The sequence below is a fragment of the Burkholderia sp. L-4 genome (genome assembly GCF_056856535.1).
Map to the genome: position 1 here is coordinate 352,094 of NZ_JBXEOX010000001.1, position 25,782 is coordinate 377,875.

At 63.3% G+C, this 25,782-nt stretch carries 36 protein-coding genes; 32 read left to right on the top strand and 4 right to left on the bottom strand.

Features of this window, described 5'->3' with window-relative positions; genetic code table 11:
• Window positions 1-6: 6 nt before the first annotated feature.
• The 26 genes from rpsS (at window position 7) to dsbD (ending at window position 14,093) form a co-directional block, all read left to right on the top strand.
• Window positions 7-282, top strand: coding sequence for a 30S ribosomal protein S19 (gene rpsS / locus AC1VVG_RS01635; protein WP_004199273.1), 276 nt, complete (start codon window positions 7-9; stop codon window positions 280-282).
• A gap of 12 nt (window positions 283-294) precedes the next feature.
• Window positions 295-624 (top strand): 50S ribosomal protein L22, encoded by a 330-nt coding sequence (rplV, locus tag AC1VVG_RS01640; protein WP_004199272.1) that lies wholly within the window; start codon window positions 295-297, stop codon window positions 622-624.
• Window positions 625-635: 11 nt separating this feature from the next.
• Window positions 636-1,436 (top strand): 30S ribosomal protein S3, encoded by an 801-nt coding sequence (gene rpsC, locus AC1VVG_RS01645; RefSeq protein ID WP_006482899.1) that lies wholly within the window; start codon window positions 636-638, stop codon window positions 1,434-1,436.
• A gap of 2 nt (window positions 1,437-1,438) precedes the next feature.
• A complete protein-coding gene (gene rplP / locus AC1VVG_RS01650) occupies window positions 1,439-1,855 on the top strand; it encodes a 50S ribosomal protein L16 (protein WP_006482873.1) in 417 nt (138 codons plus the stop codon).
• 9 nt (window positions 1,856-1,864) lie between these two features.
• Complete coding sequence (rpmC, locus tag AC1VVG_RS01655) at window positions 1,865-2,059, top strand: 50S ribosomal protein L29 (RefSeq protein WP_006400652.1); 195 nt, start codon at window positions 1,865-1,867, stop codon at window positions 2,057-2,059.
• Entirely contained in the window at window positions 2,056-2,328 is a 273-nt protein-coding gene (gene rpsQ / locus AC1VVG_RS01660) for a 30S ribosomal protein S17 (RefSeq protein WP_006752928.1), read from the top strand. Before rpmC ends, rpsQ begins: the two co-directional genes overlap by 4 nt.
• Window positions 2,329-2,637: 309 nt before the next feature.
• Window positions 2,638-3,006 (top strand): 50S ribosomal protein L14, encoded by a 369-nt coding sequence (gene rplN, locus AC1VVG_RS01665; RefSeq protein WP_006752929.1) that lies wholly within the window; start codon window positions 2,638-2,640, stop codon window positions 3,004-3,006.
• Window positions 3,007-3,015: 9 nt separating this feature from the next.
• The gene (rplX, locus tag AC1VVG_RS01670; protein WP_006477187.1) at window positions 3,016-3,324 is read left to right on the top strand and encodes a 50S ribosomal protein L24; all 309 of its coding nucleotides are present in this window, start codon (window positions 3,016-3,018) and stop codon (window positions 3,322-3,324) included.
• 16 nt (window positions 3,325-3,340) lie between these two features.
• Window positions 3,341-3,880 (top strand): 50S ribosomal protein L5, encoded by a 540-nt coding sequence (gene rplE / locus AC1VVG_RS01675; RefSeq protein WP_006477186.1) that lies wholly within the window; start codon window positions 3,341-3,343, stop codon window positions 3,878-3,880.
• Between the two features lie 7 nt (window positions 3,881-3,887).
• On the top strand, window positions 3,888-4,193 hold the full coding sequence (gene rpsN, locus AC1VVG_RS01680) for a 30S ribosomal protein S14 (RefSeq protein ID WP_006482884.1): 306 nt from the start codon (window positions 3,888-3,890) through the stop codon (window positions 4,191-4,193).
• Between the two features lie 14 nt (window positions 4,194-4,207).
• Entirely contained in the window at window positions 4,208-4,603 is a 396-nt protein-coding gene (gene rpsH / locus AC1VVG_RS01685) for a 30S ribosomal protein S8 (RefSeq protein WP_006477185.1), read from the top strand.
• 18 nt (window positions 4,604-4,621) lie between these two features.
• A complete protein-coding gene (rplF, locus tag AC1VVG_RS01690; RefSeq protein WP_006477184.1) occupies window positions 4,622-5,152 on the top strand; it encodes a 50S ribosomal protein L6 in 531 nt (176 codons plus the stop codon).
• 12 nt (window positions 5,153-5,164) lie between these two features.
• Window positions 5,165-5,530, top strand: coding sequence for a 50S ribosomal protein L18 (gene rplR / locus AC1VVG_RS01695; protein ID WP_006477183.1), 366 nt, complete (start codon window positions 5,165-5,167; stop codon window positions 5,528-5,530).
• Between the two features lie 14 nt (window positions 5,531-5,544).
• Window positions 5,545-6,063 (top strand): 30S ribosomal protein S5, encoded by a 519-nt coding sequence (gene rpsE / locus AC1VVG_RS01700; RefSeq protein WP_006482895.1) that lies wholly within the window; start codon window positions 5,545-5,547, stop codon window positions 6,061-6,063.
• A gap of 15 nt (window positions 6,064-6,078) precedes the next feature.
• Window positions 6,079-6,261, top strand: coding sequence for a 50S ribosomal protein L30 (gene rpmD, locus AC1VVG_RS01705; RefSeq protein WP_006400644.1), 183 nt, complete (start codon window positions 6,079-6,081; stop codon window positions 6,259-6,261).
• A gap of 26 nt (window positions 6,262-6,287) precedes the next feature.
• On the top strand, window positions 6,288-6,722 hold the full coding sequence (gene rplO / locus AC1VVG_RS01710) for a 50S ribosomal protein L15 (protein ID WP_006482880.1): 435 nt from the start codon (window positions 6,288-6,290) through the stop codon (window positions 6,720-6,722).
• 42 nt (window positions 6,723-6,764) lie between these two features.
• A complete protein-coding gene (gene secY / locus AC1VVG_RS01715) occupies window positions 6,765-8,114 on the top strand; it encodes a preprotein translocase subunit SecY (RefSeq protein ID WP_006482915.1) in 1,350 nt (449 codons plus the stop codon).
• A gap of 5 nt (window positions 8,115-8,119) precedes the next feature.
• Window positions 8,120-8,338 (top strand): translation initiation factor IF-1, encoded by a 219-nt coding sequence (gene infA / locus AC1VVG_RS01720; protein ID WP_004521905.1) that lies wholly within the window; start codon window positions 8,120-8,122, stop codon window positions 8,336-8,338.
• Window positions 8,339-8,358: 20 nt separating this feature from the next.
• Window positions 8,359-8,475 (top strand): 50S ribosomal protein L36, encoded by a 117-nt coding sequence (rpmJ, locus tag AC1VVG_RS01725; RefSeq protein WP_004199844.1) that lies wholly within the window; start codon window positions 8,359-8,361, stop codon window positions 8,473-8,475.
• 38 nt (window positions 8,476-8,513) lie between these two features.
• The gene (gene rpsM / locus AC1VVG_RS01730; RefSeq protein WP_006477178.1) at window positions 8,514-8,879 is read left to right on the top strand and encodes a 30S ribosomal protein S13; all 366 of its coding nucleotides are present in this window, start codon (window positions 8,514-8,516) and stop codon (window positions 8,877-8,879) included.
• Window positions 8,880-8,907: 28 nt separating this feature from the next.
• On the top strand, window positions 8,908-9,309 hold the full coding sequence (gene rpsK / locus AC1VVG_RS01735) for a 30S ribosomal protein S11 (protein WP_004197937.1): 402 nt from the start codon (window positions 8,908-8,910) through the stop codon (window positions 9,307-9,309).
• Window positions 9,310-9,463: 154 nt separating this feature from the next.
• Window positions 9,464-10,087, top strand: a complete 624-nt coding sequence (gene rpsD / locus AC1VVG_RS01740) for a 30S ribosomal protein S4 (RefSeq protein ID WP_006477177.1) — start codon at window positions 9,464-9,466, stop codon at window positions 10,085-10,087.
• A 124-nt stretch (window positions 10,088-10,211) separates the two neighbouring features.
• Window positions 10,212-11,189 (top strand): DNA-directed RNA polymerase subunit alpha, encoded by a 978-nt coding sequence (locus AC1VVG_RS01745; RefSeq protein WP_006477176.1) that lies wholly within the window; start codon window positions 10,212-10,214, stop codon window positions 11,187-11,189.
• A gap of 137 nt (window positions 11,190-11,326) precedes the next feature.
• Window positions 11,327-11,722 carry a 50S ribosomal protein L17 gene (gene rplQ / locus AC1VVG_RS01750; RefSeq protein ID WP_006477175.1) on the top strand — a complete coding sequence of 132 codons (396 nt, stop codon included), beginning with the start codon at window positions 11,327-11,329 and terminating at the stop codon, window positions 11,720-11,722.
• Window positions 11,723-11,923: 201 nt separating this feature from the next.
• Window positions 11,924-12,250: a divalent-cation tolerance protein CutA gene (gene cutA / locus AC1VVG_RS01755; protein ID WP_034189858.1), complete on the top strand. Its 327-nt coding sequence runs from the start codon at window positions 11,924-11,926 to the stop codon at window positions 12,248-12,250.
• On the top strand, window positions 12,243-14,093 hold the full coding sequence (gene dsbD / locus AC1VVG_RS01760; protein WP_226229958.1) for a protein-disulfide reductase DsbD: 1,851 nt from the start codon (window positions 12,243-12,245) through the stop codon (window positions 14,091-14,093). The genes cutA and dsbD overlap by 8 nt, the downstream gene beginning before the upstream one ends.
• Window positions 14,094-14,198: 105 nt before the next feature.
• On the opposite strand, the gene hemB is transcribed toward dsbD, so the two are convergent.
• Both hemB and yihA read right to left on the bottom strand, forming a co-directional pair.
• Entirely contained in the window at window positions 14,199-15,197 is a 999-nt protein-coding gene (gene hemB / locus AC1VVG_RS01765; protein ID WP_021161736.1) for a porphobilinogen synthase, read from the bottom strand.
• Window positions 15,198-15,450: 253 nt separating this feature from the next.
• The gene (yihA, locus tag AC1VVG_RS01770; RefSeq protein WP_034189856.1) at window positions 15,451-16,110 is read right to left on the bottom strand and encodes a ribosome biogenesis GTP-binding protein YihA/YsxC; all 660 of its coding nucleotides are present in this window, start codon (window positions 16,108-16,110) and stop codon (window positions 15,451-15,453) included.
• Window positions 16,111-16,324: 214 nt separating this feature from the next.
• Between yihA and AC1VVG_RS01775 the strand changes: the two genes are divergently transcribed.
• The 5 genes from AC1VVG_RS01775 (at window position 16,325) to msrQ (ending at window position 22,374) form a co-directional block, all read left to right on the top strand.
• Window positions 16,325-16,978 (top strand): c-type cytochrome, encoded by a 654-nt coding sequence (locus AC1VVG_RS01775; RefSeq protein WP_034189855.1) that lies wholly within the window; start codon window positions 16,325-16,327, stop codon window positions 16,976-16,978.
• A 122-nt stretch (window positions 16,979-17,100) separates the two neighbouring features.
• Window positions 17,101-19,317, top strand: a complete 2,217-nt coding sequence (locus AC1VVG_RS01780; protein ID WP_034189854.1) for a cytochrome c biogenesis protein ResB — start codon at window positions 17,101-17,103, stop codon at window positions 19,315-19,317.
• Between the two features lie 4 nt (window positions 19,318-19,321).
• Window positions 19,322-20,512, top strand: coding sequence for a c-type cytochrome biogenesis protein CcsB (ccsB, locus tag AC1VVG_RS01785; RefSeq protein WP_049035624.1), 1,191 nt, complete (start codon window positions 19,322-19,324; stop codon window positions 20,510-20,512).
• 159 nt (window positions 20,513-20,671) lie between these two features.
• Window positions 20,672-21,667, top strand: coding sequence for a protein-methionine-sulfoxide reductase catalytic subunit MsrP (gene msrP, locus AC1VVG_RS01790; RefSeq protein ID WP_482835174.1), 996 nt, complete (start codon window positions 20,672-20,674; stop codon window positions 21,665-21,667).
• Window positions 21,668-21,687: 20 nt separating this feature from the next.
• A complete protein-coding gene (msrQ, locus tag AC1VVG_RS01795) occupies window positions 21,688-22,374 on the top strand; it encodes a protein-methionine-sulfoxide reductase heme-binding subunit MsrQ (protein WP_482835176.1) in 687 nt (228 codons plus the stop codon).
• A gap of 80 nt (window positions 22,375-22,454) precedes the next feature.
• On the opposite strand, the gene lptM is transcribed toward msrQ, so the two are convergent.
• Window positions 22,455-22,733: an LPS translocon maturation chaperone LptM gene (gene lptM / locus AC1VVG_RS01800; RefSeq protein WP_034189851.1), complete on the bottom strand. Its 279-nt coding sequence runs from the start codon at window positions 22,731-22,733 to the stop codon at window positions 22,455-22,457.
• Between the two features lie 36 nt (window positions 22,734-22,769).
• On the opposite strand from lptM, the gene cyaY reads away from it, so the two are divergent.
• Window positions 22,770-23,096 carry an iron donor protein CyaY gene (gene cyaY / locus AC1VVG_RS01805; protein WP_034189850.1) on the top strand — a complete coding sequence of 109 codons (327 nt, stop codon included), beginning with the start codon at window positions 22,770-22,772 and terminating at the stop codon, window positions 23,094-23,096.
• Between the two features lie 82 nt (window positions 23,097-23,178).
• On the opposite strand, the gene AC1VVG_RS01810 is transcribed toward cyaY, so the two are convergent.
• The gene (locus AC1VVG_RS01810) at window positions 23,179-25,569 is read right to left on the bottom strand and encodes a penicillin-binding protein 1A (protein WP_069706027.1); all 2,391 of its coding nucleotides are present in this window, start codon (window positions 25,567-25,569) and stop codon (window positions 23,179-23,181) included.
• Window positions 25,570-25,782 lie beyond the last annotated feature (213 nt).

Consider the following 25,782-nt stretch of genomic DNA (forward strand, 5'->3'; position numbering starts at 1 on the left):
TAGGCAATGGCACGTTCTGTTAAAAAAGGTCCGTTCTGCGACGCCCATTTGCTGAAGAAAGTTGAGGCGGCTGCAGCTTCGCGCGACAAAAAGCCGATCAAGACCTGGTCGCGTCGCTCGACGATTCTGCCGGATTTCATCGGCCTGACGATCGCTGTTCACAACGGCCGTCAACACGTTCCGGTGTACATCTCGGAAAACATGGTCGGCCACAAGCTTGGCGAGTTCGCACTGACCCGTACGTTCAAGGGTCACGCAGCCGACAAGAAGGCCAAGAAATAAGGGGCAATCAAGATGGAAGTGAAAGCAATTCATCGCGGTGCCCGCATCTCGGCGCAAAAAACGCGCCTTGTGGCTGACCAGATCCGCGGTTTGCCGGTCGACAAGGCGCTGAACGTTCTGACGTTCTCGCCGAAGAAGGCGGCTGGCATCGTGAAGAAGGTTGTGCTGTCGGCAATCGCGAATGCGGAGCACAACGAAGGCGCCGATATCGACGAGCTCAAGATCAAGAGCATCTACGTCGACAAGGCTGCATCGCTCAAGCGTTTCACCGCGCGCGCCAAGGGCCGCGGTAACCGCATCGAGAAGCAATCCTGTCACATCACTGTGACGGTCGGGAATTAAGGAGCCATACGATGGGACAGAAAATTCATCCGACTGGCTTCCGCCTGGCTGTCAGCCGCAATTGGGCTTCGCGTTGGTACGCGAACAACAACAATTTCGCGGCGATGCTGCAGGAAGACATCGGTGTTCGTGAATACCTGAAGAAGAAGCTGAAGAACGCTTCGGTCGGTCGGGTCGTCATCGAGCGTCCGGCGAAGAACGCGCGCATCACGATTTACAGCTCGCGTCCGGGCGTGGTCATCGGCAAGAAGGGCGAGGATATCGAACAGCTGAAGACGGAACTGCAACGCCGCATGGGCGTGCCGGTTCACGTCAACATCGAAGAAATCCGCAAGCCGGAAACCGATGCTCAGCTGATCGCTGACTCGATCACGCAACAGCTCGAGCGCCGGATCATGTTCCGTCGCGCGATGAAGCGTGCGATGCAGAACGCGATGCGTCTGGGTGCCCAAGGCATCAAGATCATGAGCGCGGGCCGTCTGAACGGTATCGAAATCGCTCGTACGGAGTGGTATCGCGAAGGTCGCGTGCCCCTTCACACGCTGCGTGCTGATATCGACTACGCGACTTCGGAAGCGAAGACGACTTACGGGATCATCGGCGTCAAGGTGTGGGTCTACAAGGGCGATACGCTCGGCCGCAACGACGCACCGGTGGTGGAAGAAGTAGCCGAAGACAAGCGTCCGCGTCGCAATGCGCGTCCGGGCGACCGTCGTCCGCGCCGTGACGGCGAAGGCGGCGCTCCGGGTGCTCGTCGTGGCGCACCGCGCCGCGGCGCCGGCAAGCCCGAAGACGGCAAGACTGGAGAATAACGATGCTGCAACCGAAACGCAGAAAGTATCGTAAAGAGCAGAAGGGTCGTAACACCGGCAAGGCGACGCGCGGCAACGCAGTGTCGTTCGGTGAATTCGGCCTGAAGGCGATCGGTCGCGGTCGTTTGACCGCACGCCAGATTGAAGCGGCGCGTCGTGCAATGACGCGTCACATCAAGCGTGGCGGCCGCATCTGGATCCGGATCTTCCCGGACAAGCCGATTTCGCAGAAGCCGGCCGAAGTGCGTATGGGTAACGGTAAGGGTAACCCGGAGTACTACGTCGCCGAGATTCAGCCGGGCAAGATGCTCTATGAAATGGACGGCGTAACCGAAGAACTGGCACGCGAAGCGTTCCGTCTGGCTGCAGCCAAGCTGCCGCTGAAGACGGCATTCATCGTGCGCCAGCTCGGCGCCTAAGGAGAAAACATGAAGGCTTCCGAACTTCTCCAGAAAGACCAGGCCGCGCTCAACAAGGAGCTGGCGGACCTGCTGAAGGCGCAATTCGGCCTGCGCATGCAACTCGCGACCCAGCAGCTCACGAACACGAGCCAGCTGAAGAAGGTTCGTCGCGACATCGCACGTGTGCGGACCGTCATGACTCAGAAGGCGAACCAGAAATGAACGATAGCGTGAAAACCTCGCTGAAGCGGACGCTGGTCGGTCGGGTCGTCAGCAACAAGATGGACAAGACCGTCACCGTGCTGATCGAGCACCGCGTCAAGCACCCGATCTACGGCAAGTATGTCGTGCGCTCGAAGAAGTACCACGCGCATGATGAAGCGAACACCTGCAACGAAGGCGATCTCGTCGAAATCCAGGAAACTCGTCCTGTTTCGAAGACGAAGGCCTGGACGGTGTCGCGCCTCGTCGAAGCCGCTCGCGTCATCTAAGCGGGCAGCGCAGTAGGCAGTAACAGGCACCTCTCCTCGAAGTGCTTGAAATCGCAAAGTTTTTGCTTGCGTGACCAGGATTATTTGTTATAATCCTGGTCTTCCCTCTTTATGGGAGCCCCGTCGCGGGCGAAGTTGGTGGGGGAAGCGGACTGGCGCCTGCCTGTCCGAAAGATTCACCGAATTGCGATGGCGGGTTTCGTTTGCCGTCGCTGCTGTTCCAACCCAAGCAGCCGATTGGCTGACGGGACCAAGACTGACCGAATGCATCATGGTGGTGCATCCGGATTAAGTTGGGAAAGACAAACCATGATCCAGACCGAATCTCGGCTCGAAGTAGCCGACAACACGGGTGCGCGTGAAGTCATGTGCATCAAGGTGCTCGGCGGCTCGAAGCGTCGTTATGCCGGCATTGGCGACATCATCAAGGTGACCGTCAAAGAGGCAACGCCGCGCGGGCGCGTGAAGAAAGGCGAAATTTACAACGCCGTGGTGGTCCGCACCGCCAAGGGCGTGCGCCGTCAAGACGGCTCGCTGATCAAGTTCGACGGCAACGCCGCTGTGCTTTTGAATAACAAGCTCGAGCCGATCGGCACCCGTATCTTCGGGCCGGTGACGCGTGAGCTGCGTAGCGAACGATTCATGAAGATCGTTTCGCTGGCGCCGGAAGTGCTGTAAGGAGTCGCGATGAACAAGATTCGCAAAGGCGACGAAGTGATCGTCGTCACTGGCAAGGACAAGGGCAAGCGCGGCGTCGTGCTGGCTGTCGGTGCTGAGCATGTGACGGTTGAGGGTATCAACCTCGTCAAGAAGCATGTGAAGCCGAACCCGATGAAGGGTACGACGGGTGGCGTGGAAGCGAAGACGATGCCCCTGCATATTTCGAACGTCGCACTGGTCGACGCGAATGGCAAGGCGTCGCGTGTTGGCATCAAGGTCGAGGAAGGCAAGAAGGTTCGCTTCCTGAAGACGACCGGTGCCGTACTGAGCGCCTGACGCAGCGGAGTAAAAAATGGCTCGTTTTCAAGAGTTTTACAAAGAAAAGGTTGTGCCCGGCCTGATCGAGAAGTTCGGTTACAAGTCGGTCATGGAAGTGCCGCGCATCACCAAGATCACGCTGAACATGGGTCTTGGCGAAGCGATCGCTGACAAGAAGATCATCGAGAACGCCGTTGGCGACCTCACGAAGATCGCCGGCCAGAAGCCGGTCGTCACGAAGGCACGCAAGGCAATCGCTGGCTTCAAGATCCGCCAGGGTTACCCGATCGGCGCGATGGTGACGCTGCGTGGCCAGGCGATGTACGAATTCCTCGACCGTTTCGTGACCGTTGCCCTGCCCCGCGTGCGAGATTTCCGCGGCGTGTCGGGTCGTGCGTTCGATGGCCGTGGCAACTACAACATCGGTGTGAAAGAGCAGATCATTTTCCCCGAAATCGACTACGACAAGATCGACGCACTGCGTGGGCTGAACATCAGCATCACGACGACTGCGAAGACCGACGACGAAGCAAAGGCTCTGCTCGCCAGCTTCAAGTTCCCGTTCAGAAACTGAGGTTACCGTGGCTAAACTGGCACTGATCGAACGTGAAAAGAAGCGCGCCCGCCTGGTCGCGAAGTTCGCAGCAAAGCGCGAAGCGCTGAAGGCGATCGTCGAAGACCAAAGCAAGTCGGAAGAAGAGCGCTACGAAGCACGCCTGGAGCTGCAGCAACTGCCCCGCAACGCAAACCCGACCCGCCAGCGTAACCGCTGCGCGATCACGGGCCGTCCGCGTGGCACGTTCCGTAAATTCGGCCTCGCGCGTAACAAGATTCGTGAAATCGCATTCCGTGGCGAGATTCCTGGCCTGACCAAGGCGAGCTGGTAATAGGAGAAACGTAAATGAGCATGAGTGATCCTATCGCCGATATGCTGACTCGCATCCGCAACGCGCAGATGGTCGAGAAGGTATCGGTTGCGATGCCCTCGTCGAAGGTCAAGGTTGCAATCGCGCAAGTCCTCAAGGACGAAGGTTATATCGACGATTTCGCCGTGAAGGCGGAAGGTGCGAAGTCCGAACTGAATATCGCGCTGAAGTACTACGCAGGTCGCCCGGTCATCGAACGCCTCGAGCGCGTGTCGAAGCCTGGTCTGCGCGTGTACCGCGGCCGTAACGACATTCCGCAGGTCATGAACGGCCTCGGCGTGGCTATCGTGTCGACGCCGAAGGGCGTGATGACCGACCGCAAGGCGCGCGCTACCGGCGTCGGCGGCGAAGTCATCTGCTACGTCGCTTAAAGCCGAGGAGAGAGAAACATGTCTCGAGTAGGTAAGAGCCCGATCGCGCTGCAAGGCGCGGAAGTCAAGCTGGCCGACGGTGCTATCACCGTCAAGGGCCCGCTGGGCACCATCACGCAAGCGATCAATCCGCTCGTGAACGTGGCGAACAACGACGGCACGCTGAATCTGTCGCCGGTCGACGAAAGCCGCGAAGCAAATGCACTGTCGGGCACGATGCGCGCGATCATCGCGAATGCCGTGCACGGCGTGACCAAGGGTTTCGAGCGCAAGCTGACGCTGGTTGGCGTCGGTTACCGTGCGCAAGCGCAAGGCGACAAGCTGAACCTGTCGCTGGGTTTCTCGCACCCGGTGGTGCACCAGATGCCGGAAGGCGTCAAGGCTGAAACCCCGACGCAAACCGAAATCGTGATCAAGGGGATCAACAAGCAACAAGTCGGTCAAGTGGCTGCGGAAGTCCGCGGTTACCGTCCGCCGGAGCCCTACAAGGGCAAGGGCGTGCGTTATGCCGACGAGGTTGTGATCCTCAAAGAAACGAAGAAGAAGTAAGGGTGCGCAATCATGGATAAGACTCAATCTCGCCTGCGCCGCGCTCGCCAGACGCGTATCAAGATCGCTGAGCTGCAGGTCGCGCGTCTCGCCGTGCATCGCACGAACACGCACATCTACGCTCAAGTGTTCTCGCCCTGCGGCACCAAGGTGCTCGCCAGCGCGTCGACGCTCGAAGCAGAAGTGCGCGCCGAACTGGCCGACAAGTCGGGCAAGGGCGGCAACGTGAATGCCGCGACGCTGATCGGCAAGCGTATTGCCGAGAAGGCAAAGGCTGCCGGCATCGAATCCGTCGCCTTCGACCGCTCGGGCTTCCGCTACCACGGCCGCGTCAAGGCGCTGGCTGAGGCAGCTCGCGAAGCTGGGCTCAAGTTCTAAGGAAGGAATTCGTCATGGCAAAGATGCAAGCGAAAGTTCAGGCTGACGAGCGCGACGACGGCCTTCGCGAAAAGATGATTTCGGTCAATCGCGTGACCAAGGTCGTGAAGGGTGGCCGTATTCTCGGCTTCGCCGCACTGACCGTGGTTGGCGACGGTGATGGCCGCATCGGTATGGGCAAGGGCAAGGCGAAGGAAGTGCCGGTCGCTGTCCAGAAGGCAATGGAACAAGCTCGCCGCAACATGTTCAAGGTGCCGCTCAAGAACGGCACGCTGCAACACGAAGTGCACGGCAAGCACGGCGCATCGGCCGTCCTCCTCGCTCCGGCGAAGGCAGGTACGGGCGTGATCGCCGGCGGCCCGATGCGCGCAGTGTTCGACGTGATGGGCGTTCAGAACGTCGTGGCGAAGAGCCACGGTTCGACGAACCCGTACAACCTCGTTCGCGCCACGCTGGACGGCCTGCGCAAGCAGTCCACCCCGGCAGACATCGCGGCGAAGCGCGGCAAGTCCGTCGAAGAAATTTTGGGCTAAGCCCGGGTGGTCACCATGTCTGAAAAAACTGTCAAGGTTCAGCTCGTTAAGAGCCTGATCGGGACCCGCGAATCGCACCGCGCGACCGTGCGTGGTCTGGGCCTGCGCCGACTCAATTCGGTCAGCGAGCTCCAGGACACGCCGGCGGTCCGCGGCATGATCAACAAGGTCTCGTACCTCGTTAAGGTCATCGCGTAAGCGGCCCTACGGATCAAGGAGTTGATATGGAATTGAATAACCTGAAGCCGGCCGCTGGCGCCAAGCACGCCAAGCGTCGCGTCGGTCGTGGCATCGGTTCGGGCCTCGGCAAGACGGCTGGCCGTGGTCACAAGGGTCAGAAATCGCGTTCGGGCGGCTTCCACAAAGTCGGTTTCGAAGGCGGTCAGATGCCGCTGCAACGTCGTCTGCCGAAGCGCGGCTTCACGTCGCTGACGAAGGAATTCGTCGGTGAAGTGCGCCTGGGCGACCTCGAGAAGCTGCCGGTCGACGAGATCGATCTGCTCGCACTGAAGCAAGCCGGCCTGGTCGGCGAGCTGACGAAGAGCGCAAAGATCATCGCGACGGGCGAACTGAAGCGCAAGATCGTCGTGAAGGGTCTCGGTGCCACCAAGGGTGCGCGCGCTGCGATCGAAGCGGCCGGCGGTTCGTTCGCCGAGTGACACGCGTAGCGCGTCGTCACTTGCATTCATCGGAGAAGGTACTTGGCTAACAGCCCGAGTCTTGCAAAACCCGGTCGAAGCACGGCGAAATTCGGCGATCTGCGTCGGCGAGCGATGTTCCTGCTCCTGGCGCTGATCGTCTATCGCATCGGCGCGCACATTCCCGTGCCGGGCATCGATCCGGATCAACTGGCTAAGCTGTTCCAGAGCCAGGCGGGCGGCATCCTGGGCATGTTCAACATGTTCTCGGGTGGCGCGCTTTCCCGCTTCACGATCTTTGCGCTGGGGATCATGCCGTACATTTCGGCGTCGATCATCATGCAGTTGCTGGCGATCGTATCGCCGCAGCTCGAGGCGCTGAAGAAGGAAGGGCAGGCAGGGCAACGGAAGATCACGCAGTACACGCGGTATTTCACCGTGGTGCTCGCGACCTTCCAGGCGTTCGGTATCGCGGCCGCGCTGGAAAACCAGCCGGGCCTCGTCACCGACCCCGGCATGCTGTTCCGTCTGACGACGGTCGTGACGCTGGTTACCGGTACGATGTTCCTGATGTGGCTCGGCGAGCAGATTACCGAGCGTGGTCTGGGCAACGGTATCTCGATCATCATCTTCGGCGGGATCGCAGCAGGGTTCCCGAATGCCGTGGGTGGGTTGTTCGAGCTGGTGCGTACGGGTTCGATGAGCATCATTTCGGCGATCATCATCGTCGTTCTGATCGCCGCGGTGACTTACCTGGTCGTGTTCATCGAACGCGGTCAGCGCAAGATCCTCGTGAACTACGCGAAGCGCCAGGTCGGCAACAAGATCTACGGTGGGCAGTCGTCGCATCTGCCGCTGAAGTTGAACATGTCGGGCGTGATTCCGCCGATCTTTGCATCGTCGATCATCCTGTTCCCGGCGACGATTCTCGGCTGGTTCAGTACCGGTCAGCCGACGGGAAGCTGGATTTCCAATACGTTGCATAACGTAGCGGAAGCGCTGAAGCCGGGCCAGCCGGTCTATGTGCTGCTGTACACGCTGGCGATCGTGTTTTTCTGCTTCTTCTACACCGCACTGGTGTTCAACAGCAGGGAAACCGCGGACAACCTGAAGAAGAGCGGCGCGTTTGTTCCGGGCATCCGTCCGGGCGATCAGACCGCACGATATATCGACCGCATCCTCACGCGTCTGACGCTGGCCGGTGCGATCTACATCGTCTTCGTGTGTCTGCTGCCGGAATTTCTGGTGCTGCGCTGGAACGTGCCGTTTTATTTTGGTGGAACGTCGCTGCTGATCATTGTCGTCGTCACGATGGACTTTATGGCGCAGGTGCAGTCGTACGTTATGTCGCAACAGTATGAGTCTCTGCTCAAGAAGGCGAACTTCAAGGGCGGCAACATCCCGATGCGTTAAGGACTATGGCCAAAGACGATGTAATCCAGATGCAGGGAGAGGTGATTGAAAACCTCCCGAATGCGACCTTCCGTGTGAAGCTGGAAAACGGCCATGTCGTATTGGGACATATTTCCGGGAAGATGCGGATGCACTACATCCGTATCCTGCCGGGCGACAAGGTGACGGTTGAGTTGACGCCTTACGATCTGTCTCGTGCGCGGATCGTGTTCCGGGCGAAGTGATTTGAAAAAAGGGTATTATCATGAAAGTGATGGCATCGGTTAAGCGCATTTGCCGCAATTGCAAGATCATCAAGCGCAAAGGCGTCGTTCGCGTGATCTGCAGCTCGGATCCGCGCCACAAGCAGCGCCAAGGCTGACCGCGCGTTTGTTTGCGCTTTTTGTTTGAGGAAAAACAATGGCTCGTATCGCAGGGGTTAACATCCCGAATCACCAGCACACCGAGATCGGCCTGACGGCTATCTTTGGTGTCGGCCGCACCCGTTCGCGCAGCATCTGCGTGGCAGCTGGCGTCGATTTTTCGAAGAAGGTCAAGGATCTGACCGACGCAGACCTGGAAAAGCTGCGTGAAGAAGTGGGCAAGTTTGTCGTCGAAGGCGATCTGCGCCGTGAAGTGACGATGAACATCAAGCGCCTGATGGACCTCGGTTGCTACCGTGGCGTCCGTCATCGCAAGGGCCTGCCGATGCGCGGTCAGCGTACGCGTACGAACGCACGTACCCGTAAGGGTCCGCGTCGTGCAGCGCAAGCGCTGAAGAAGTAAGCGGAACTGACAGTTACAGGAAAACGTAATGGCTAAGGCTTCGAACACCGCGGCGCAACGCGTTCGCAAGAAGGTTAAGAAGAACGTCGCTGAAGGCGTGGTTCACGTTCACGCGTCGTTCAACAATACGATCATCACGATCACCGATCGCCAAGGCAACGCTCTGGCATGGGCGACGTCGGGCGGTCAGGGCTTCAAGGGCTCGCGCAAATCGACGCCGTTCGCTGCTCAGGTCGCAGCCGAGTCGGCTGGCCGCGTCGCGATGGAATACGGCGTGAAGAATCTGGAAGTGCGGATCAAGGGCCCGGGCCCGGGTCGCGAGTCGGCAGTGCGCGCACTGCACGGCCTCGGCATCAAGATCACCGCGATTTCGGACGTCACCCCGATTCCGCACAACGGCTGCCGTCCGCCGAAGCGTCGTCGTATCTAAGGATGTGCTGGCACGTTCGTGCTAGCGCATTGCCTGTCGCCGCTCAGCGTCGACGGGCGTTGCTTTTTTGATTGACTAAGCCCACCGTTCGCCCCAAAGGGAGCGGACTAGCGCGGATTTCGGTTCGCGTGACTGATTGATAAAGGAATGCAAAGTGGCACGTTATATCGGCCCCAAAGCCAAGCTGTCCCGCCGTGAAGGCACCGACCTGTTCCTGAAGAGCGCACGCCGCTCGCTCGCCGACAAGTGCAAGCTCGACAGCAAGCCGGGCCAGCACGGCCGTACCTCGGGCGCACGTACGTCCGACTACGGTACGCAGCTGCGTGAAAAGCAGAAGGTCAAGCGCATCTACGGCGTGCTGGAGCGTCAGTTCCGCCGCTACTTCGCTGAAGCCGACCGCCGCAAGGGCAACACGGGTGAAAACCTGCTGCAACTGCTCGAGTCGCGCCTCGACAACGTCGTGTATCGCATGGGCTTCGGCTCGACCCGCGCTGAAGCGCGTCAGCTGGTGAGCCACAAGTCGATCACCGTGAACGGCGTCGTCGCAAACGTCCCGTCGCAGCAAGTGAAGGCAGGTGACGTCGTCGCGATCCGCGAAAAGGCGAAGAAGCAAGCGCGTATCGTCGAAGCGCTGTCGCTGGCCGAGCAAGGCGGCATGCCGAGCTGGGTTGCAGTCGATGCGAAGAAGTTCGAAGGCACGTTCAAGCAAATGCCGGAACGCGCCGAGATCGCAGGCGACATCAACGAAAGCCTGATCGTCGAATTGTATTCGCGTTAATCCGATTGACGGCCGAGGTACCCCGATTGCGTTGCGCAAGGAAGGGCCTCGGCTGTTTATTTTCTGGTTGTTACCGGTCAGCCTTATCGGTGTAACGAGCCGAGGGTATTGAAAAGGAAAACCCATGCAAACCAGTTTGCTGAAACCCAAGATCATCGCCGTGGAATCGCTGGGCGAGAACCACGCGCGGGTGGTCATGGAACCGTTCGAACGCGGTTACGGCCATACCTTGGGCAATGCGCTTCGCCGCGTGCTGCTGTCGTCGATGGTTGGCTACGCGCCGACCGAAGTCACGATCGCAGGCGTGGTGCACGAGTACTCGACGCTGGACGGCGTGCAGGAAGACGTCGTCAACCTGCTGCTGAACCTGAAGGGCGTGGTGTTCAAGCTGCATAACCGTGACGAAGTGACGGTTACGCTGCGCAAGGAAGGTGAAGGCGTTGTCACGGCCGGCGATATCGAACTGGCCCACGATTGCGAAGTCATCAACCCGAATCACGTGATTGCGCACCTGTCGAAGGGCGGTAAGCTCGACGTTCAGATCAAGATCGAAAAGGGTCGCGGCTATGTGCCCGGCAACGTCCGTCGTTATGGCGAAGACACGGCCAAGATCATCGGCCGCATCGTCCTCGACGCATCGTTCTCGCCGGTTCGCCGCGTGAGCTACGCGGTCGAAAGCGCACGTGTCGAGCAGCGTACCGACCTCGACAAGCTCGTGATGAACATCGAGACGAGCGGCGTGATCACGCCGGAAGAAGCGATCCGTCAATCGGCCCGCATCCTGGTCGACCAGCTGTCCGTGTTCGCGGCGCTGGAAGGCACGGAAACGGCAGCCGAAGCACCGTCGCGCGCGCCGCAGATCGACCCGATCCTGCTGCGTCCGGTGGACGATCTCGAGCTGACGGTTCGTTCGGCGAACTGCCTGAAGGCCGAGAACATCTACTACATCGGCGACCTGATCCAGCGCACGGAAAACGAGCTGCTGAAGACGCCGAACCTCGGTCGCAAGTCGCTCAACGAGATCAAGGAAGTGCTCGCTTCGCGCGGTCTCACGCTGGGCATGAAGCTCGAGAACTGGCCGCCGGCTGGTCTCGACAAGTAAGCCCGGTTGTTGCTGTAGTTGGCAAAGATGCGGATTTTCCTTTAAAATCCGCATCTTGCTTTTTTTCGCTACCGGCCCGTGCACCCTCGGGGTGCGATAGAAGAGCTGGATCAAAACTTTGAATCAAGGAAACTGAAATGCGCCATCGTCATGGTCTGCGGAAACTGAACCGCACGAGCAGCCACCGTCTGGCTATGCTCCGTAACATGTCCAACTCGCTGATCGAGCACGAAGTCATCAAGACGACGCTGCCGAAGGCGAAGGAACTCCGTAAAGTCGTCGAGCCGCTAATCACGCTCGGCAAGAAGCCGTCGCTGGCAAACCGTCGCCTGGCGTTCAACCGCCTGCGCGATCGTGACTCGGTGGCGAAGCTGTTCGACGTGCTCGGTCCGCGTTTCGCGAACCGTCCGGGCGGCTACCTGCGCGTGCTGAAGTTCGGCTTCCGCGTGGGCGACAACGCACCGATGGCACTGGTCGAACTGCTCGACCGTCCGGAAGTCGACGAAACGGAAAACGTGCAAGAAGCCGAGTAAGCTTCCGGTACGCCGCAGTATCTGAAAAGGGCCGAGCAATTGCTTGGCCCTTTTTGTTTTCGAGATGCCGGCTGCGATCGATTGTCGCAGGCCGGCGCCGGCAGCATTGCGCGGGCTGCGCTACGATACGGGCAGCCGACGCGATCCGAGGACAGGCAATCCGCGCCGGCCGGAGCCGGTAGACCTGCCAGGAGGGCGCGGATGATAGTGGTGCTGATGCTGACGACGGTGCCCGATGCGGCGACGGCCGCGGCGCTGTCCGATGGCGCGCTCGACGCGCGGCTGGCCGCATGCGTGTCGGAGCTCGGCGCGATCAAGTCGCGCTATCACTGGCAGGGCAAGGTCGAAACGGCCGACGAGATCCAGTTGCTGTTCAAGACGAGCCCCGTGCGGGCGCTCGAACTGGAGCGATTTATTCTCGCGCATCATCCGTACGAGACGCCCGAAATCGTCTCGTGGCAAACGACGGCGTCGGCCGCGTATGGCCAGTGGGTGACCAGCGAAACTCAACGTCTATTTCATGTTTAACGGTATGGCGCTTTCCGTGCGCGTGCGCGCGCTGCGGTTCCTGGCAGTCCTGTTGTCGTTCGCGGTCATGCTGGGCGGCCTGTCGGTCGCGCGCGCGGCCGACGATTTCCTCGATCCGTCGGTCGCGTTCAAGTTCAGCGCGAGCGAGTCGCCGGGGCAGGTGGACGTCCGCTTCAAGGTCGCCAACGGCTATTACCTGTACCGCGAGCGGTTCGCGTTCGCGGTGAAGAGCGGACAGGCGACGCTTGGCGAGCCGCAATTCCCGGCCGGCCACGTGAAGTTCGACCAGACGTTCCAGAAGAACGTCGAGACCTATCGCGACGAAGTCGTCATCCACGTGCCGGTGAAGCAGGCGGCCGGGCCGTTCGACCTCGCGGTGACGTCGCAGGGCTGTGCGGACGAAGGGATCTGCTATCCGCCGGCCGAGCACGTCGTGAAGGTCGGCGGTGCGGCGCTCGGCGCCGCGTCGTCGTCCAGTGGAGACGCGGCGGCCGCGGGCAGCTGGTTCGACAAGGTCACGAGCGCCGATTTCGCGCAGTCGCTGCTCGAAGGCCACGGCTTTTTCACGATCGTCGCCCTGTATTTCGTCGCGGGTGTCGTGCTGAGCCTCCTGCCCTGCTCGTACCCGATGATCCCGATCGTGTCCGCGATCATCATCGGCCAGGGCACGCGGGCGACACATGCACGCGGCCTCGCGCTGTCGCTGACCTATGTGGTCGGCATGGCGCTCGTCTACACGGTGCTCGGCATTGCCGCGGCACTGGTCGGCCAGAGCCTCGGCGCGTGGCTGCAGAACCCGTGGGTGCTCGGCGCGTTCGGCGTGCTGCTGACCGCGTTCGCGGTATCGCTGATCTCGGGCAAGGACATTGCGTTGCCCGCACGCTGGCAGAACGGCGCGGCCGAAGCCTCGAGCGCGCGACAGGGCGGCCACTTCGTCGCGGTCGCGGCGATGGGCGCGTTGTCGGCGCTGGTCGTCGGCGCATGCATGACGGCGCCGCTGTTCGCCGTGCTCGCCTTCATTGCGCACACCGGCAATGCACTGCTCGGCGGGGCGGCGCTGTTCGCGATGGGGCTGGGGCTCGGCGTGCCGCTGCTGGTCGTCGGCGTCGGTGCCGGGACGGTGCTGCCGCGCGCAGGTGCGTGGATGGACGGGGTGAAGGTGTTCTTCGGCATCGTGCTGCTCGCGGCCGCGCTGTGGATCGTGTGGCCGGTGCTGGCAGGCGGCCTGAAGATGGTGCTCGCCGCGTTGTGGCTGCTGGTCGCGGCCGCGGCGCTCGGCCTGTTCACGCCGAATGCCGGCGCCGCGTCGATCTGGCGCCGCCTGGGCCGGGGCCTTGGCGCCGCGCTCGCGATCTGGGCCGCGACGCTGCTCGTCGGCCTGGCGGCCGGCTCGACGGATCCCGTGAAGCCGCTGGCCGTGCTGGCGGCACGCACGGCGGCGTCCGGCGGCGCTGCGGCTGCCGGCGCGGCCGCCGCGCAGGACGGCCCCGCGTTTGCGTCGGTGCGCTCCAGCGGCGAACTCGACGCGCTGCTGAAGACGTCTGGCAAGCCCGTGATGCTCGACTTCTACGCGGACTGGTGCGTGAGCTGCAAGGAGATGGAGCATCTGACGTTTACCGACGCTCGCGTGCAGGCGCGTCTCGCACAGCTCCACCTCGTGCGCGCGGACGTCACCGCGAACAATCCGGACGACCAGGCGCTGCTCAAGCGCTTCAACCTGTTCGGGCCGCCGGGCATCATCTTCTTCGATCGCAGCGGCAACGAGATCGGGCGCGTGGTCGGTTATCAGGCGGCCGAGACGTTCCTGCGCAGCCTCGACCGCGCCGCTGTCCCGACGGTGTAGCGAACGAGGGCGTTCGACGCGGCATCGGCCTCGATCGTCGGTAAACAAAAAACGGCGGAACACCGAAGTGTCCCGCCGTTTTTCGTTGGGCCTGCCGGCGCGCGATCAGCGCTGCGCTTTCAGCAGGCGCGCGGCGTCGAGCGCGAAGTACGTGAGCACGCCGTCGGCGCCGGCGCGCTTGAACGCGAGCAGCGATTCGAGCACGACCTTGTCGTGGTCGAGCCAGCCGTTCATCGCGGCCGCCTTCAGCATCGCGTATTCGCCGCTCACCTGGTACACGTAGGTCGGGAAGCGGAACTCGTCCTTCACGCGGCGCACGATGTCGAGATACGGCATGCCGGGCTTGACCATCACCATGTCGGCGCCTTCGTCGATGTCGAGGCGCACTTCGCGCAGCGCTTCGTCGCTGTTCGCCGGATCCATCTGGTAGGTCATCTTGTTGCCCTTGCCCAGGTTGGATGCCGAGCCGACCGCATCGCGGAACGGACCGTAGAACGCCGACGCGAACTTGGCCGAATAGGCCATGATCCGCGTGTGGATGTGGCCGTCGCTTTCCAGCATTTCGCGGATCGCGCCGATGCGGCCGTCCATCATGTCCGACGGCGCGACGATGTCGACGCCGGCTTCAGCCTGCGCGCGCGCCTGATCGATCAGGATCTCGATCGTGTCGTCGTTGATCACGTAGCCGTTCTCGTCGAGCACGCCGTCCTGGCCGTGGCTCGTGTACGGGTCGAGCGCGACGTCGGTCAGCACGCCGAGCTCGGGGAAGCGTTTCTTCAGCTCGCGCACCGCGCGCGGAATCAGGCCTTCCGGATTGGCTGCCTCGCGGCCGTCGGGCGTCTTCACCGACGGCTCGATGGCGGGGAACAGCGACAGCACGGGCACGCCGAGTTCGACGCATTGCTCGGCGACGTGCATCAGCAGATCGACCGACACACGCTCGACGCCGGGCATCGACGGCACCGGCTGCCGTTCGTTGGTGCCTTCGACGACGAACACCGGGTAGATCAGGTCGTCGGTGGTCAGGCGGTTTTCGCGCATCAGGCGGCGGGAGAAGTCGTCGCGGCGCATCCGGCGCGGACGATGAAGCGGATGGAAGCTCATGGCGATTTGGCAGAAATCAGGGCGGTAAGGACCTTACGGAACCCTTAGGTGATTTTTGAGAGCGTTGGTATATGATAGCGATCGAGCGGCACGCGTCGCGTGCAGCTCCCCGCTTCTCCTCCCTGAGCGGGTGCCTGTCGTTTTTCGATTAGGCTGTTTGACCCGCCGTCCAACGGCGGGTTTTTTTATGAGCCGGCCGAATCCGCAGGCGCCATCAGGTGCGCGCCGCCGATCCCGGCCGCGCGTTGCCCGATCATTGTGCTACAGGCTCGCCTTTTTCGTCGGCGACGGACGGCCGCACCCAGCTCTCGATCAGCTCATGTGCCTCGTCGAGCCCCGTGCGCTTCAGCGCGGAGAACAGCTGGACCGTCAGCTTGCCCTGGACGCCCTGGTCGCGATACGCATCGAGCCCCTTTTGCGTGGTCCGCAGCGCGTTGATGCTTTCCTGGCGCGTCAATTTGTCGCACTTGGTCAGCAGCGTGTGGATCGGCTTGCCGGTCGGCGTGAACCACTCGATCATGCGGCGATCGAGGTCGGTCAGCGGACGGCGCGAATCCATCATCAGGATCAGGCCGCAGAGCTGCGAACGCGTCGCGAGGTAGGACGACAGCAGCATCTCCCAGTGCGCCTTGGCGGCGCCGGGCACTTCCGCATAGCCGTAGCCGGGCAGGTCGACGAGGTTCGCGACGGGCTCGGCGGCCGGGCCGACGGAGAAGTAGTTGATATGCTGCGTGCGGCCAGGCGTCTTCGACGCGAAGGCCAGCCGCTTCTGGTTGCACAGCACGTTGATCGCCGTCGACTTGCCGGCATTCGAGCGGCCCGCGAACGCGATTTCCGGCTGGACCGTCGGCGGCAGGTCGCGCAGATGGTTGACGGTCGTGTAGAAGCGGGCTTGATGGAGCAGAAAGGCCATGGGAACCGGAAGGACGGGCGGCGCGAGCCGCTTGGTGGAGGCGGGGTAGCCCCGATAGGCGCGGGAGCTTTCAACGCGATATTGTACAATACGGCGGTTTTACCGAAGGCCACCCGGCGCCTGCCTCGCGCTTTTATGTGGCTTCTGCGGTAGACTGGTCGCCGTCGTTTTTTGCAGAACCTCAAATTCCCACAAGACGAAACAGGGTGTGCGAATGAATCGACTGTGCAAGTCTCTGATGGTGCTTCAGGTTGCAGCAGGGTTCGTAGGTTTCGTAGCGGAGGCAAACGCGGCGGATGCGGCAAAGCCGGATCTCGACCGCGGCAAGGCGATTGCCGGGCAGGTCTGCGCGTCGTGTCACGGCGCCGACGGCAATAGCGCGTCGGCCAGTTTCCCGAAGCTGGCCGGCCAGCATCCCGAATATCTGGTCAAGCAGCTGAACGACTTCAAGACGCAGCCGGGCGCGAAGGGGCCGGCGCGCAACAACGCGGTGATGGTCGGATTCGCGAGCGCGTTGAGCGCGGACGACATGCGCAACGTCGCCGCGTACTACGGGTCGCAGACGACGAAGCTCGGTACCGCACGCGACGCGGCGACCGTGCCGGTCGGCCAGAAGATCTATCGCGGCGGCATCGCGGAGAAGGGCGTCCCCGCCTGCGCGAGCTGTCACGGGCCGACGGGGCAGGGGATGCCGGTCCAGTATCCGCGTCTGTCGGGGCAGTGGGCCGATTACACGGTCGCGCAGTTGACCGCGTTCCAGCAGGGTGCCGGCGCGCGCAACAACAACGAGGCGATGCATCAGATCGCCACGCGCCTGTCGGACAACGAGATCAAGGCCGTCGCGGATTACATCGCGGGCCTGCGTTGACCGGCCGGTCGCGAACCGAATGACCGGTCGCCCGCAGGGCGGCCGGAGCCAGAACAAGAAAAGGGTGGGGCGCCGCGCCAGTGCGGCCGCCTTGCCCTTTTTTGTTGTCAGTTGGAGTTTGAATGAGCGTTACCACGTCGGGGTTGCAGTCGAAGTCGGGTCAGGGTGCGTCGAGGCGCGCGGTCGAGTTGCTGAGCTCGATGCGCTTCGCGATCGCGCTGCTGGTGGTGCTGTCGATCGCGAGCATCATCGGGACGGTCCTGACCCAGGACGATCCGTATCCGAACTACGTGAACCAGTTCGGGCCGTTCTGGGCGGACATCTTCCGCTCGCTCGGCCTGTACAACGTGTACAGCGCGTGGTGGTTCATGCTGATCCTGATCTTCCTCGTCGTGTCGATCTCGCTGTGCGTGATCCGCAACGCGCCGAAGATGCTCGCCGATGCGAAGAGCTGGAAGGACAAGGTCCGCGAAGGCAGCCTGCGCGCGTTCCACCACAAGGCCGAGTACTCGGCTTCCGGCACGCGCGCGAGCGTCGCGGCGACGCTCGCCACGTTCGTCACCAAGGCCGGCTACAAGCACGTCGTGCGTGAAAACGACGGCGCGACGCTGATCTCCGCGAAGCGCGGCGCGATGACCAAGTGGGGCTACATCTCCGCCCACCTCGCGATCGTCGTGATCTGTATCGGCGGCCTGCTCGACAGCAACCTGCCGATCAAATTCCAGATGTGGATGTTCGGCAAGAGCCCGGTCAACACGAGCGCGACGATCAGCGAGATCTCGCCCGACCATCGGCTGTCCGCGTCGAACCCGACGTTCCGCGGCTACGCGTGGGTGCCCGAGGGCCAGTTCGTGTCGACCGCGATCCTGAACCAGCCGAGCGGCTCGTTGATCCAGGACCTGCCGTTCTCGATCCAGCTGAACAAGTTCATCGTCGACTACTACACGACGGGCATGCCGAAGCTGTTCGCGAGCGACATCGTCGTGATCGATCGCGAGACCGGCCAGAAGATCCCGGCGCGCGTCGAGGTCAACAAGCCGTTCACGTACAAGGGCGTGTCGATCTACCAGTCGAGCTTCCAGGACGGCGGCTCGCAGATGCAGATGACGGCCTACCCGATGACGGGCGGCAGCGCGACGACCCTCCCCGTGAAGGGCACGATCGGCAGTTCGGCGCCGCTGCAGGTGCCCGGCGCCGACGGCGACACGATCGAGTTCTCCGATTTCCGCGCGATCAACGTCGAGAACATGGCCGACGCGAACGGCAAGCCGGACGTGCGCGGCGTCGCGACGACGAGCTCGCTGAAGGAAGTGTTCGACGAGCGGCTCGGCTCGGGCGCGAAGACGTCGAAGCCGACGCAGCTCCACAACATCGGCCCGTCGGTGCAGTACAAGATCCGCGGCAAGGACGGCCAGGCGCGCGAATTCAACAACTACATGCTGCCCGTCGACATGAACGGCGAGCGCGTGTTCCTCGCCGGCGTGCGCGCGAGCCCGAACGATCCGTTCCGCTACATGCGGATCCCGGCCGACAGCCAGGATTCGATCGGCGAATGGATGCGCCTGCGCGCCGCGCTGGAGGATCCGGCCGTGCGCGCCGAGGCCGCCGCGCGCTTCGCGCAGCGTTCGCTGCCGGGCACCGACGCATCGCTGCGCGGCCGCCTGCAGGACAGTGCATCGAAGGTGCTGACCCTTTTTGCTGCAAGCGACGACAGCGTCGGCCGCGGTGCCGACGGCCAGCCGGTCGGCGGCTTCCAGGCGGTGGCGACGTTCATCGACCGCTCGGTGCCGAAGGCCGAGCAGGAGAAGGCGGCGAGCCTGCTGCTGCGGATGCTCGAAGGCTCGATGTGGGAGGTCTGGCAGATCGCGCGCGAGCGTGCCGGCGAGCCGGCCGCCCAGCAGGGCACCGAGACGATCCGCTTCGTGCAGAACGCGATCAATGCGCTATCCGACAGCTTTTTGTATGGATCGCCGGTCTATTTGCAGCTTGACTCATTCAAACAGGTGCAAGCTTCGGTATTTCAGTTGACGCGCGCACCCGGCAAGAATCTGGTGTATCTTGGCAGCCTGCTGCTGGTCGCCGGCATCTTCTCGATGTTCTACGTGCGCGAGCGGCGCCTCTGGTTCTGGCTGAAGGACGCCGGTTCGGGCGTCGATGTGGTGATGGCGATGTCCACGGCCCGCAAGACCTTCGATTTCGAGAAAGAATTCGTGCAGACGCGCGACGCGGCCGGCGTCGCCTTGCGCGCCGCACCTCGCGACGCCGCGCCCGCCGGTGCGGCATCGACGGCCCGCCCGCCTGCCGGCGGCGGTTCCGATTCCGAGAATTCCACCCGGTAACATCATGGATCTCACGCAAGTTTCCTCTTCCCGTGCGGCGTCGGCCCAGGCGCCGGTTTCGTCGCCGCTGTTCGACGACCGTCCTTTCCTCGCGCGCCTGTCGCTGTTCGACTGGCTGTTCGCTCTGGCGCTCGTGGCGGGCGCGGGCTATGCGCTCGTGCACTACAACGCGCACATGGATTACTACGACAAGGCGGTGATGATCGGCACCGTGCCGGCGCTCGTCGCGCTCGGCTGGCGCTGGAAGCCCGCGCGGCTGATGATGGCGTCGATCGCCGTGCTGTCGCTGCTGTCGATCCAGATCTACCAGGGCGATCTCGCGCGCGCCGATTCGGCGTTCTTCCTCAAGTACTTCCTGTCGAGCCAGTCGGCGATCCTGTGGATGAGCGCGCTGTTCGTGCTCGCGACGATCTTCTACTGGATCGGCCTGCTCGCGCGCTCGGAAACGGGCGCCGCGATCGGCCAGAAGCTCACGTGGGTCGCCGTGCTGATGGGCTTCACGGGGCTGATGGTGCGCTGGTACGAGTCCTACCTGATCGGCTCGGACGTCGGCCACATCCCGGTTTCGAACCTCTATGAAGTGTTCGTGCTGTTCAGCCTGATTACCGCATTGCTGTACCTGTATTACGAAGGCCACTACGGCACGCGTTCGCTCGGCGCGTTCGTGCTGCTGGTGATCAGCGCGGCGGTCGGCTTCCTGATGTGGTACTCGGTCGCGCGCGATGCGCAGCAGATCCAGCCGCTCGTGCCGGCGCTGCAGAGCTGGTGGATGAAGATCCACGTGCCGGCGAACTTCATCGGCTACGGCAGCTTCGCGCTGTCGGCGATGGTGTCGGTCGCGTACCTGATGAAGGAGCGCGGCGTGCTCGCCGATCGCCTGCCGACGCTCGAAGTGCTCGACGACGTGATGTACAAGTCGATCGCGGTCGGTTTCGCGTTCTTCACGATCGCGACGATCCTCGGCGCGCTGTGGGCAGCCGAGGCATGGGGCGGCTACTGGAGCTGGGACCCGAAGGAAACCTGGGCGCTGATCGTATGGCTGAACTACGCGGCGTGGCTGCACATGCGGCTGATGAAGGGCCTGCGCGGCGCGGTCGCTGCATGGTGGGCGCTCACCGGCCTGCTGGTCACGACGTTTGCGTTCCTCGGCGTCAACATGTTCCTGTCGGGGCTGCACAGCTACGGCAAGTTGTAAGATTTCCGCCGCTCGTCCGACTATCGAACCGCCGGTGCACTGCGTGCCCGGCGGTTTTGTTTTGTAACGGGCGGGCGAACCGGGCGTCGAACGGCGCACGACGGGCCGGGTCGAACGCTCATGAAGCATGCGCGCCGCGCATGCAGGAGGAACAGCACGATGTGGATCAAACGCCCTTTGCGGAACGTACTGACCGGCGGTGATATTTCGTCCAGCGAGGTCACGCCGCGCGCGGTATTCGAGAACCGGCGGCGCGTATTGCAGGCGGCCGGCCTCGCGGCGGCGGGCGGGCTGCTCGGCGGCAGCGGCGCGGCATTCGCCGTGTATGCGTCGCCCGACGCGCGGGCGACGAAGCTCGCGGCAAAAACGAATCCGAAGTTCGTCGCCGCCGACAAGGTGACGCCGTTCAAGGACATCACGTCCTACAACAACTTCTACGAGTTCGGCACCGACAAGAGCGACCCGGCGCGGAACGCCGGCACGTTGCGGCCGCGCCCGTGGCGTGTGAGCGTCGAGGGCGAGGTGCTGCACCCGAAGGTGTTCGATCTCGACGAACTGATGAAGCTCGCGCCGCTCGAGGAGCGCGTGTACCGGCTGCGCTGCGTCGAGGGATGGTCGATGGTGATTCCGTGGATCGGTGTGCCGCTGTCCGAGCTGATCAAGCGCGTGCAGCCGACCGGCAACGCGAAATACGTGCAGTTCATCACGCTGGCCGATCCGTCGCAGATGCCCGGTCTGTCGACGCCCGTCCTCGACTGGCCGTATTCGGAAGGGCTGCGGATGGACGAGGCGATGAACCCGCTGACGCTGCTGACGATGGGCGTCTACGGGCAGGTGCTGCCGAACCAGAACGGCGCGCCGGTGCGGATCGTCGTGCCTTGGAAGTACGGCTTCAAGAGCGCGAAGTCGCTCGTGAAGATCCGCTTCGTCGACAAGCAGCCGAAGACGAGCTGGAACACCTACGCGTCGAACGAGTACGGCTTTTATTCGAACGTGAATCCGAACGTCGATCATCCGCGCTGGAGCCAGGCGACCGAGCGGCGCATCGGCGAGGACGGCTTCTTCACGCCGAAGCGCAAGACGCTGATGTTCAACGGCTACGGCGATCTCGTCGGGTCGATGTATCAGGGCATGGACCTGAAGAAGAACTTCTGAACGCGACCGTGAGAAACGACATGCCTCCTCCGACGCTCACGCCCGCGCGTGCCGCGGGCGCCGGGCCGGCCGCGCGCGCGGCGCGAAACGGTGCGGTCCGACCCGCCGCGCCGCGCTGGCTCGTGCCGGCCAAGGTGCTGGTGTTCGCGGCCGGCCTCTATCCGCTCGCGCGTCTCGTGCTGTTCGGGCTGACCGACCGGCTCGGCGCGAATCCGATCGAATTCATCACGCGTTCGACGGGCCTCTGGACGCTCGTCTTGTTGTGCATCACGCTCGCCGTCACGCCGCTGCGGCGCATGACGGGGTTCGCCGCGCTGCTGCGTTTTCGCCGGATGATCGGGCTGTTCGCGTTCTTCTACGCGACGCTGCACTTCACGACCTACCTGTGGTTCGACAAGTGGTTCGACGTCGTCGCGATCCTGAAGGACGTCGGCAAGCGTCCGTTCATCACGGTCGGCTTTGCCGCGTTCGTGCTGCTGATCCCGCTCGCCGCGACATCGACGCGCGCGATGGTGCGCCGGCTCGGCCGCCACTGGGCGACGCTGCATCGCACGATCTACGCGATCGCGCTGTTCGGCGTGCTGCACTTCTGGTGGATGCGGGCCGGCAAGCACAATCTCGCGCAGCCGAAGCTCTATTCGGCCATCGTCGCCGTGCTGCTCGGCTGGCGGCTGATCGCATGGGGATGGCGGCGCGTGCGTGCGTGACGGCGCGGCCTGGAAAAACAAAAGGCGATGACTGGAAGTCATCGCCTCGTTTCGCCAGCCGCGCGGGCGGCCTCGCGTCGTTACTTCGCGGCGGCCGGGCTCGATGCCGGCGCGGGCATGGTCGATGCGCCGCTCGACAGCTCGGGCGACAGCGTGAGCGGCGAGCCCGACGTGTCGGGTGTGTCGTCGGACGACGCGTTTTCATCGGTCGGTTTCACGTCCGACGGCGGCGTATCCTGCTGCTGGAGCGGCTTGGGCATCGGAGGCACGGTGGGCAGATAGAGCGCGCCGCTTTGACCGCAGCCGGCAAGAATCGCCAAAGCCGCTACAATCGCGCTCATCCGGAAAACGACTCGCATGATCGTCCCTGAACAATTGAACCGATAGAGTTTAGCATGTCCGATACCGAATACCTGACCCGTGCCGAGGCCGTGCTGATGGCCGTCGAGCGTACCGTCGACGCCGCGAACGACGGCGACCACGACATCGATCTGGAGCGTAACGGCAGCGTCCTGACGCTGACGTTCGAGAACGGCTCGAAGATCATCGTCAACCTGCAGCCGCCGATGAAGGAAGTGTGGATCGCCGCGAAGGCGGGCGGATTCCACTACCGTTTCGTCGACGGTCAATGGCGCGATACGCGCACGGGCACCGAGTTCTTCTCGGCGCTCTCCGAATACGCGACCCAGCAGGCCGGCTTGCCGATCACGTTCAGCCTGTGACGTGCCGGGGCGCCGGATCCCGAGCGTTGCCGCCAAAGAAAAAGCGCCCCGCGGGGCGCTTTTTTCATGTCCGGGCCGTGTGTCAGTGGCCGCGGAACAGGTTCATGATGTCCTGCTTTTCCTGTTCGTCGACGTGCGGGACCGCTTCGTCGACGCCCTGCGCGGCCGGTGCCTGCGGTACGCCGACCGTCGACACGAAGCCGTGACCCGGCGTGAATTCGGTGAAGTACAGCTCGCTGCCGAGCGATTCGACACCGTCGGGCATCGTCGGCTTGAACTCGGGCACGCCCTTCAGCGCCGCGCCCATGTAGTCGATCCAGACCGGCAGCGACAGGCCGCCGCCCGTTTCGCGATCGCCGAGGCTGCGCGGGTTGTCGTAGCCGATCCACGCGATCGCGGCGAGCGTGTGCTGGTAGCCGGCGAACCACGCGTCGTGCGAATCGTTCGTCGTGCCGGTCTTGCCCGCGAGGTCGGTGCGCTTCAGGATGTTGGTCCGTGCGCCCGTGCCGCGCTGGGCGACGCTCTGCAGCAGGCTGTTCATCACGTACGCGTTGCGCGCATCGATCGCGCGCGGCGCGTTCTGCTCGGCGACGAGCGGCTGCGCGCGGGCGACGATCGCGCCGTTCGGATCGGTGACTTCGGCGATCAGGTAAGGATTGACGCGGTAGCCGCCGTTCGCGAACACCGAGTACGCGCCGGCCATCTGCAGCGGCGTGACCTGACCGGCGCCGAGTGCCATCGGCAGGTAGGCCGGATGGCGCTCGGCGTCGAAACCGAAGCGCGTGATGTACTGCTGCGCGTACTTCGTGCCGATGTGGTTCAGGATCCGGATCGACACGAGGTTGCGCGAGCGCTGCAGCGCGGTGCGCATCGACATCGGGCCCTCGAAGCCGCCGCCGTAGTTCTTCGGCTCCCACGGCTGGCCGCCCGTTTCCGCGGCACTGAAATACAGCGGGCCGTCGTTGATCACGGTGGCCGGCCCGAGGCCCTTGTCGAGGGACGCCGAGTAGATGAACGGCTTGAACGACGAACCCGGTTGCCGCCACGCCTGCGTGACGTGGTTGAACTTGTTCTTGTTGTAGTCGAAGCCGCCGACGAGCGAGCGGATCGCGCCATCCTGCGGGACGATCGACAGGAACGCGCCTTCGACCTGCGGCAATTGCGTGATCGACCACTTGCCGGTGTCGTTCTTCACGACGCGCACGATCGCGCCGGGGCGGATGCGGCGGTTCGGCTGCGCGTTGGCCGACAGCGCGCCCGACGCGAAGCGCAGGTTGTCGCCCTCGATCGTCGCCGTGCTGCCGTCGATGAATGCCACCGTGATCTGGCGCGGGCTCGCGGCCGTGACGACCGCGGCAATCAGCTCGCCGTTGTCGGGATGTTCGAGCAGCGCGTCGTCGATCGCCTGTTCGCGGTCGTCGGCACCGGCGGGCAGCTCGATGAAGCCTTCCGGCCCGCGATAGCCGTGGCGGCGCTCGTAATCCATGATGCCCTTGCGCAGCGCGGTGTACGCGACCTGCTGGTCCGCGGAATCGATCGTCGTGACGACGTTGAAGCCGCGTGTGTAGGTTTCCTCGCGGTACTGCGCGTACATCATCTGTCTGACCATTTCCGCGACGTACTCGGCGTGCACGCTGAAATCGCGTCCCGGGCCCTTGACGACGAGCGGTTGCGCGACGGCTTCGTCGTACTGCTCGCGCGTGATGAAGTTCAGCTCGAGCATCCGCTGCAGGATGTATTCCTGGCGCACCTTCGCGCGTTTCGGATTGACGACCGGGTTGTACGCGGACGGCGCCTTCGGCAGCCCCGCCAGCATCGCGGCTTCCGCGAGGCTGATGTCCTTCAGGTCCTTGCCGAAATAGACCCGCGCGGCGCTCGCGAAGCCGTACGCGCGCTGGCCGAGATAGATCTGATTCATGTAGACCTCGAGAATCTGATCCTTCGTCAGCGCGCGCTCGATCCGGTACGCAAGCAGCATCTCGTAGATCTTGCGCGTGTAGGTCTTCTCGCTCGACAGGAAGAAGTTGCGGGCGACCTGCATCGTGATCGTGCTCGCGCCCTGCGACGCGTGGCCGTTCGTCAGCGCGACGAAGCCGGCGCGGATGATGCCGGTGAGGTCGACGCCGCCGTGATCGTAGAAGCGCGCGTCCTCGATCGCGAGGATCGCCTTCTTCAGCGAGTCGGGCACGTCCTTGAAATGCACGACGTCGCGGCGCTCCTCGCCGAATTCGCCGATCAGCACGTGATCGGACGTATAGATGCGCAGCGGCACCTTCGGGCGATAGTCCGTCAGCGCGTCGAGCGACGGCATGTTGGGCCAGGCGATGACGAGGGCATAGCCGAGCACGAGGCCGCCGGCCACGACGGCGGCCACGCACATCGCGGCGAAGCCGAGCAGGACTTTTTGCCACCAGGGCCGCTTCTTCTTCGGCTCCGGGGCGGGAGGCGGGGACGTAGGAGTCGTGGATTGCATAGGCACACCGGAAAACAGTCCCGCGATTATAGCTGCCCGGTAACACCGGTCCTGGCGCGGGGGGGTGCCCGCCGGCAAGCCGCGGGTCGGCGGGCCGCCAGTATGACCCGCGCACGGCCGCCGCCGGCCGCTGCTGGCCGTTTGGCCGACTGTCGGCCCTGCAAGCCGCTTTGCAGAATCAGGTCTCGGCAACGTGGCGTGGGCCGCGACGAT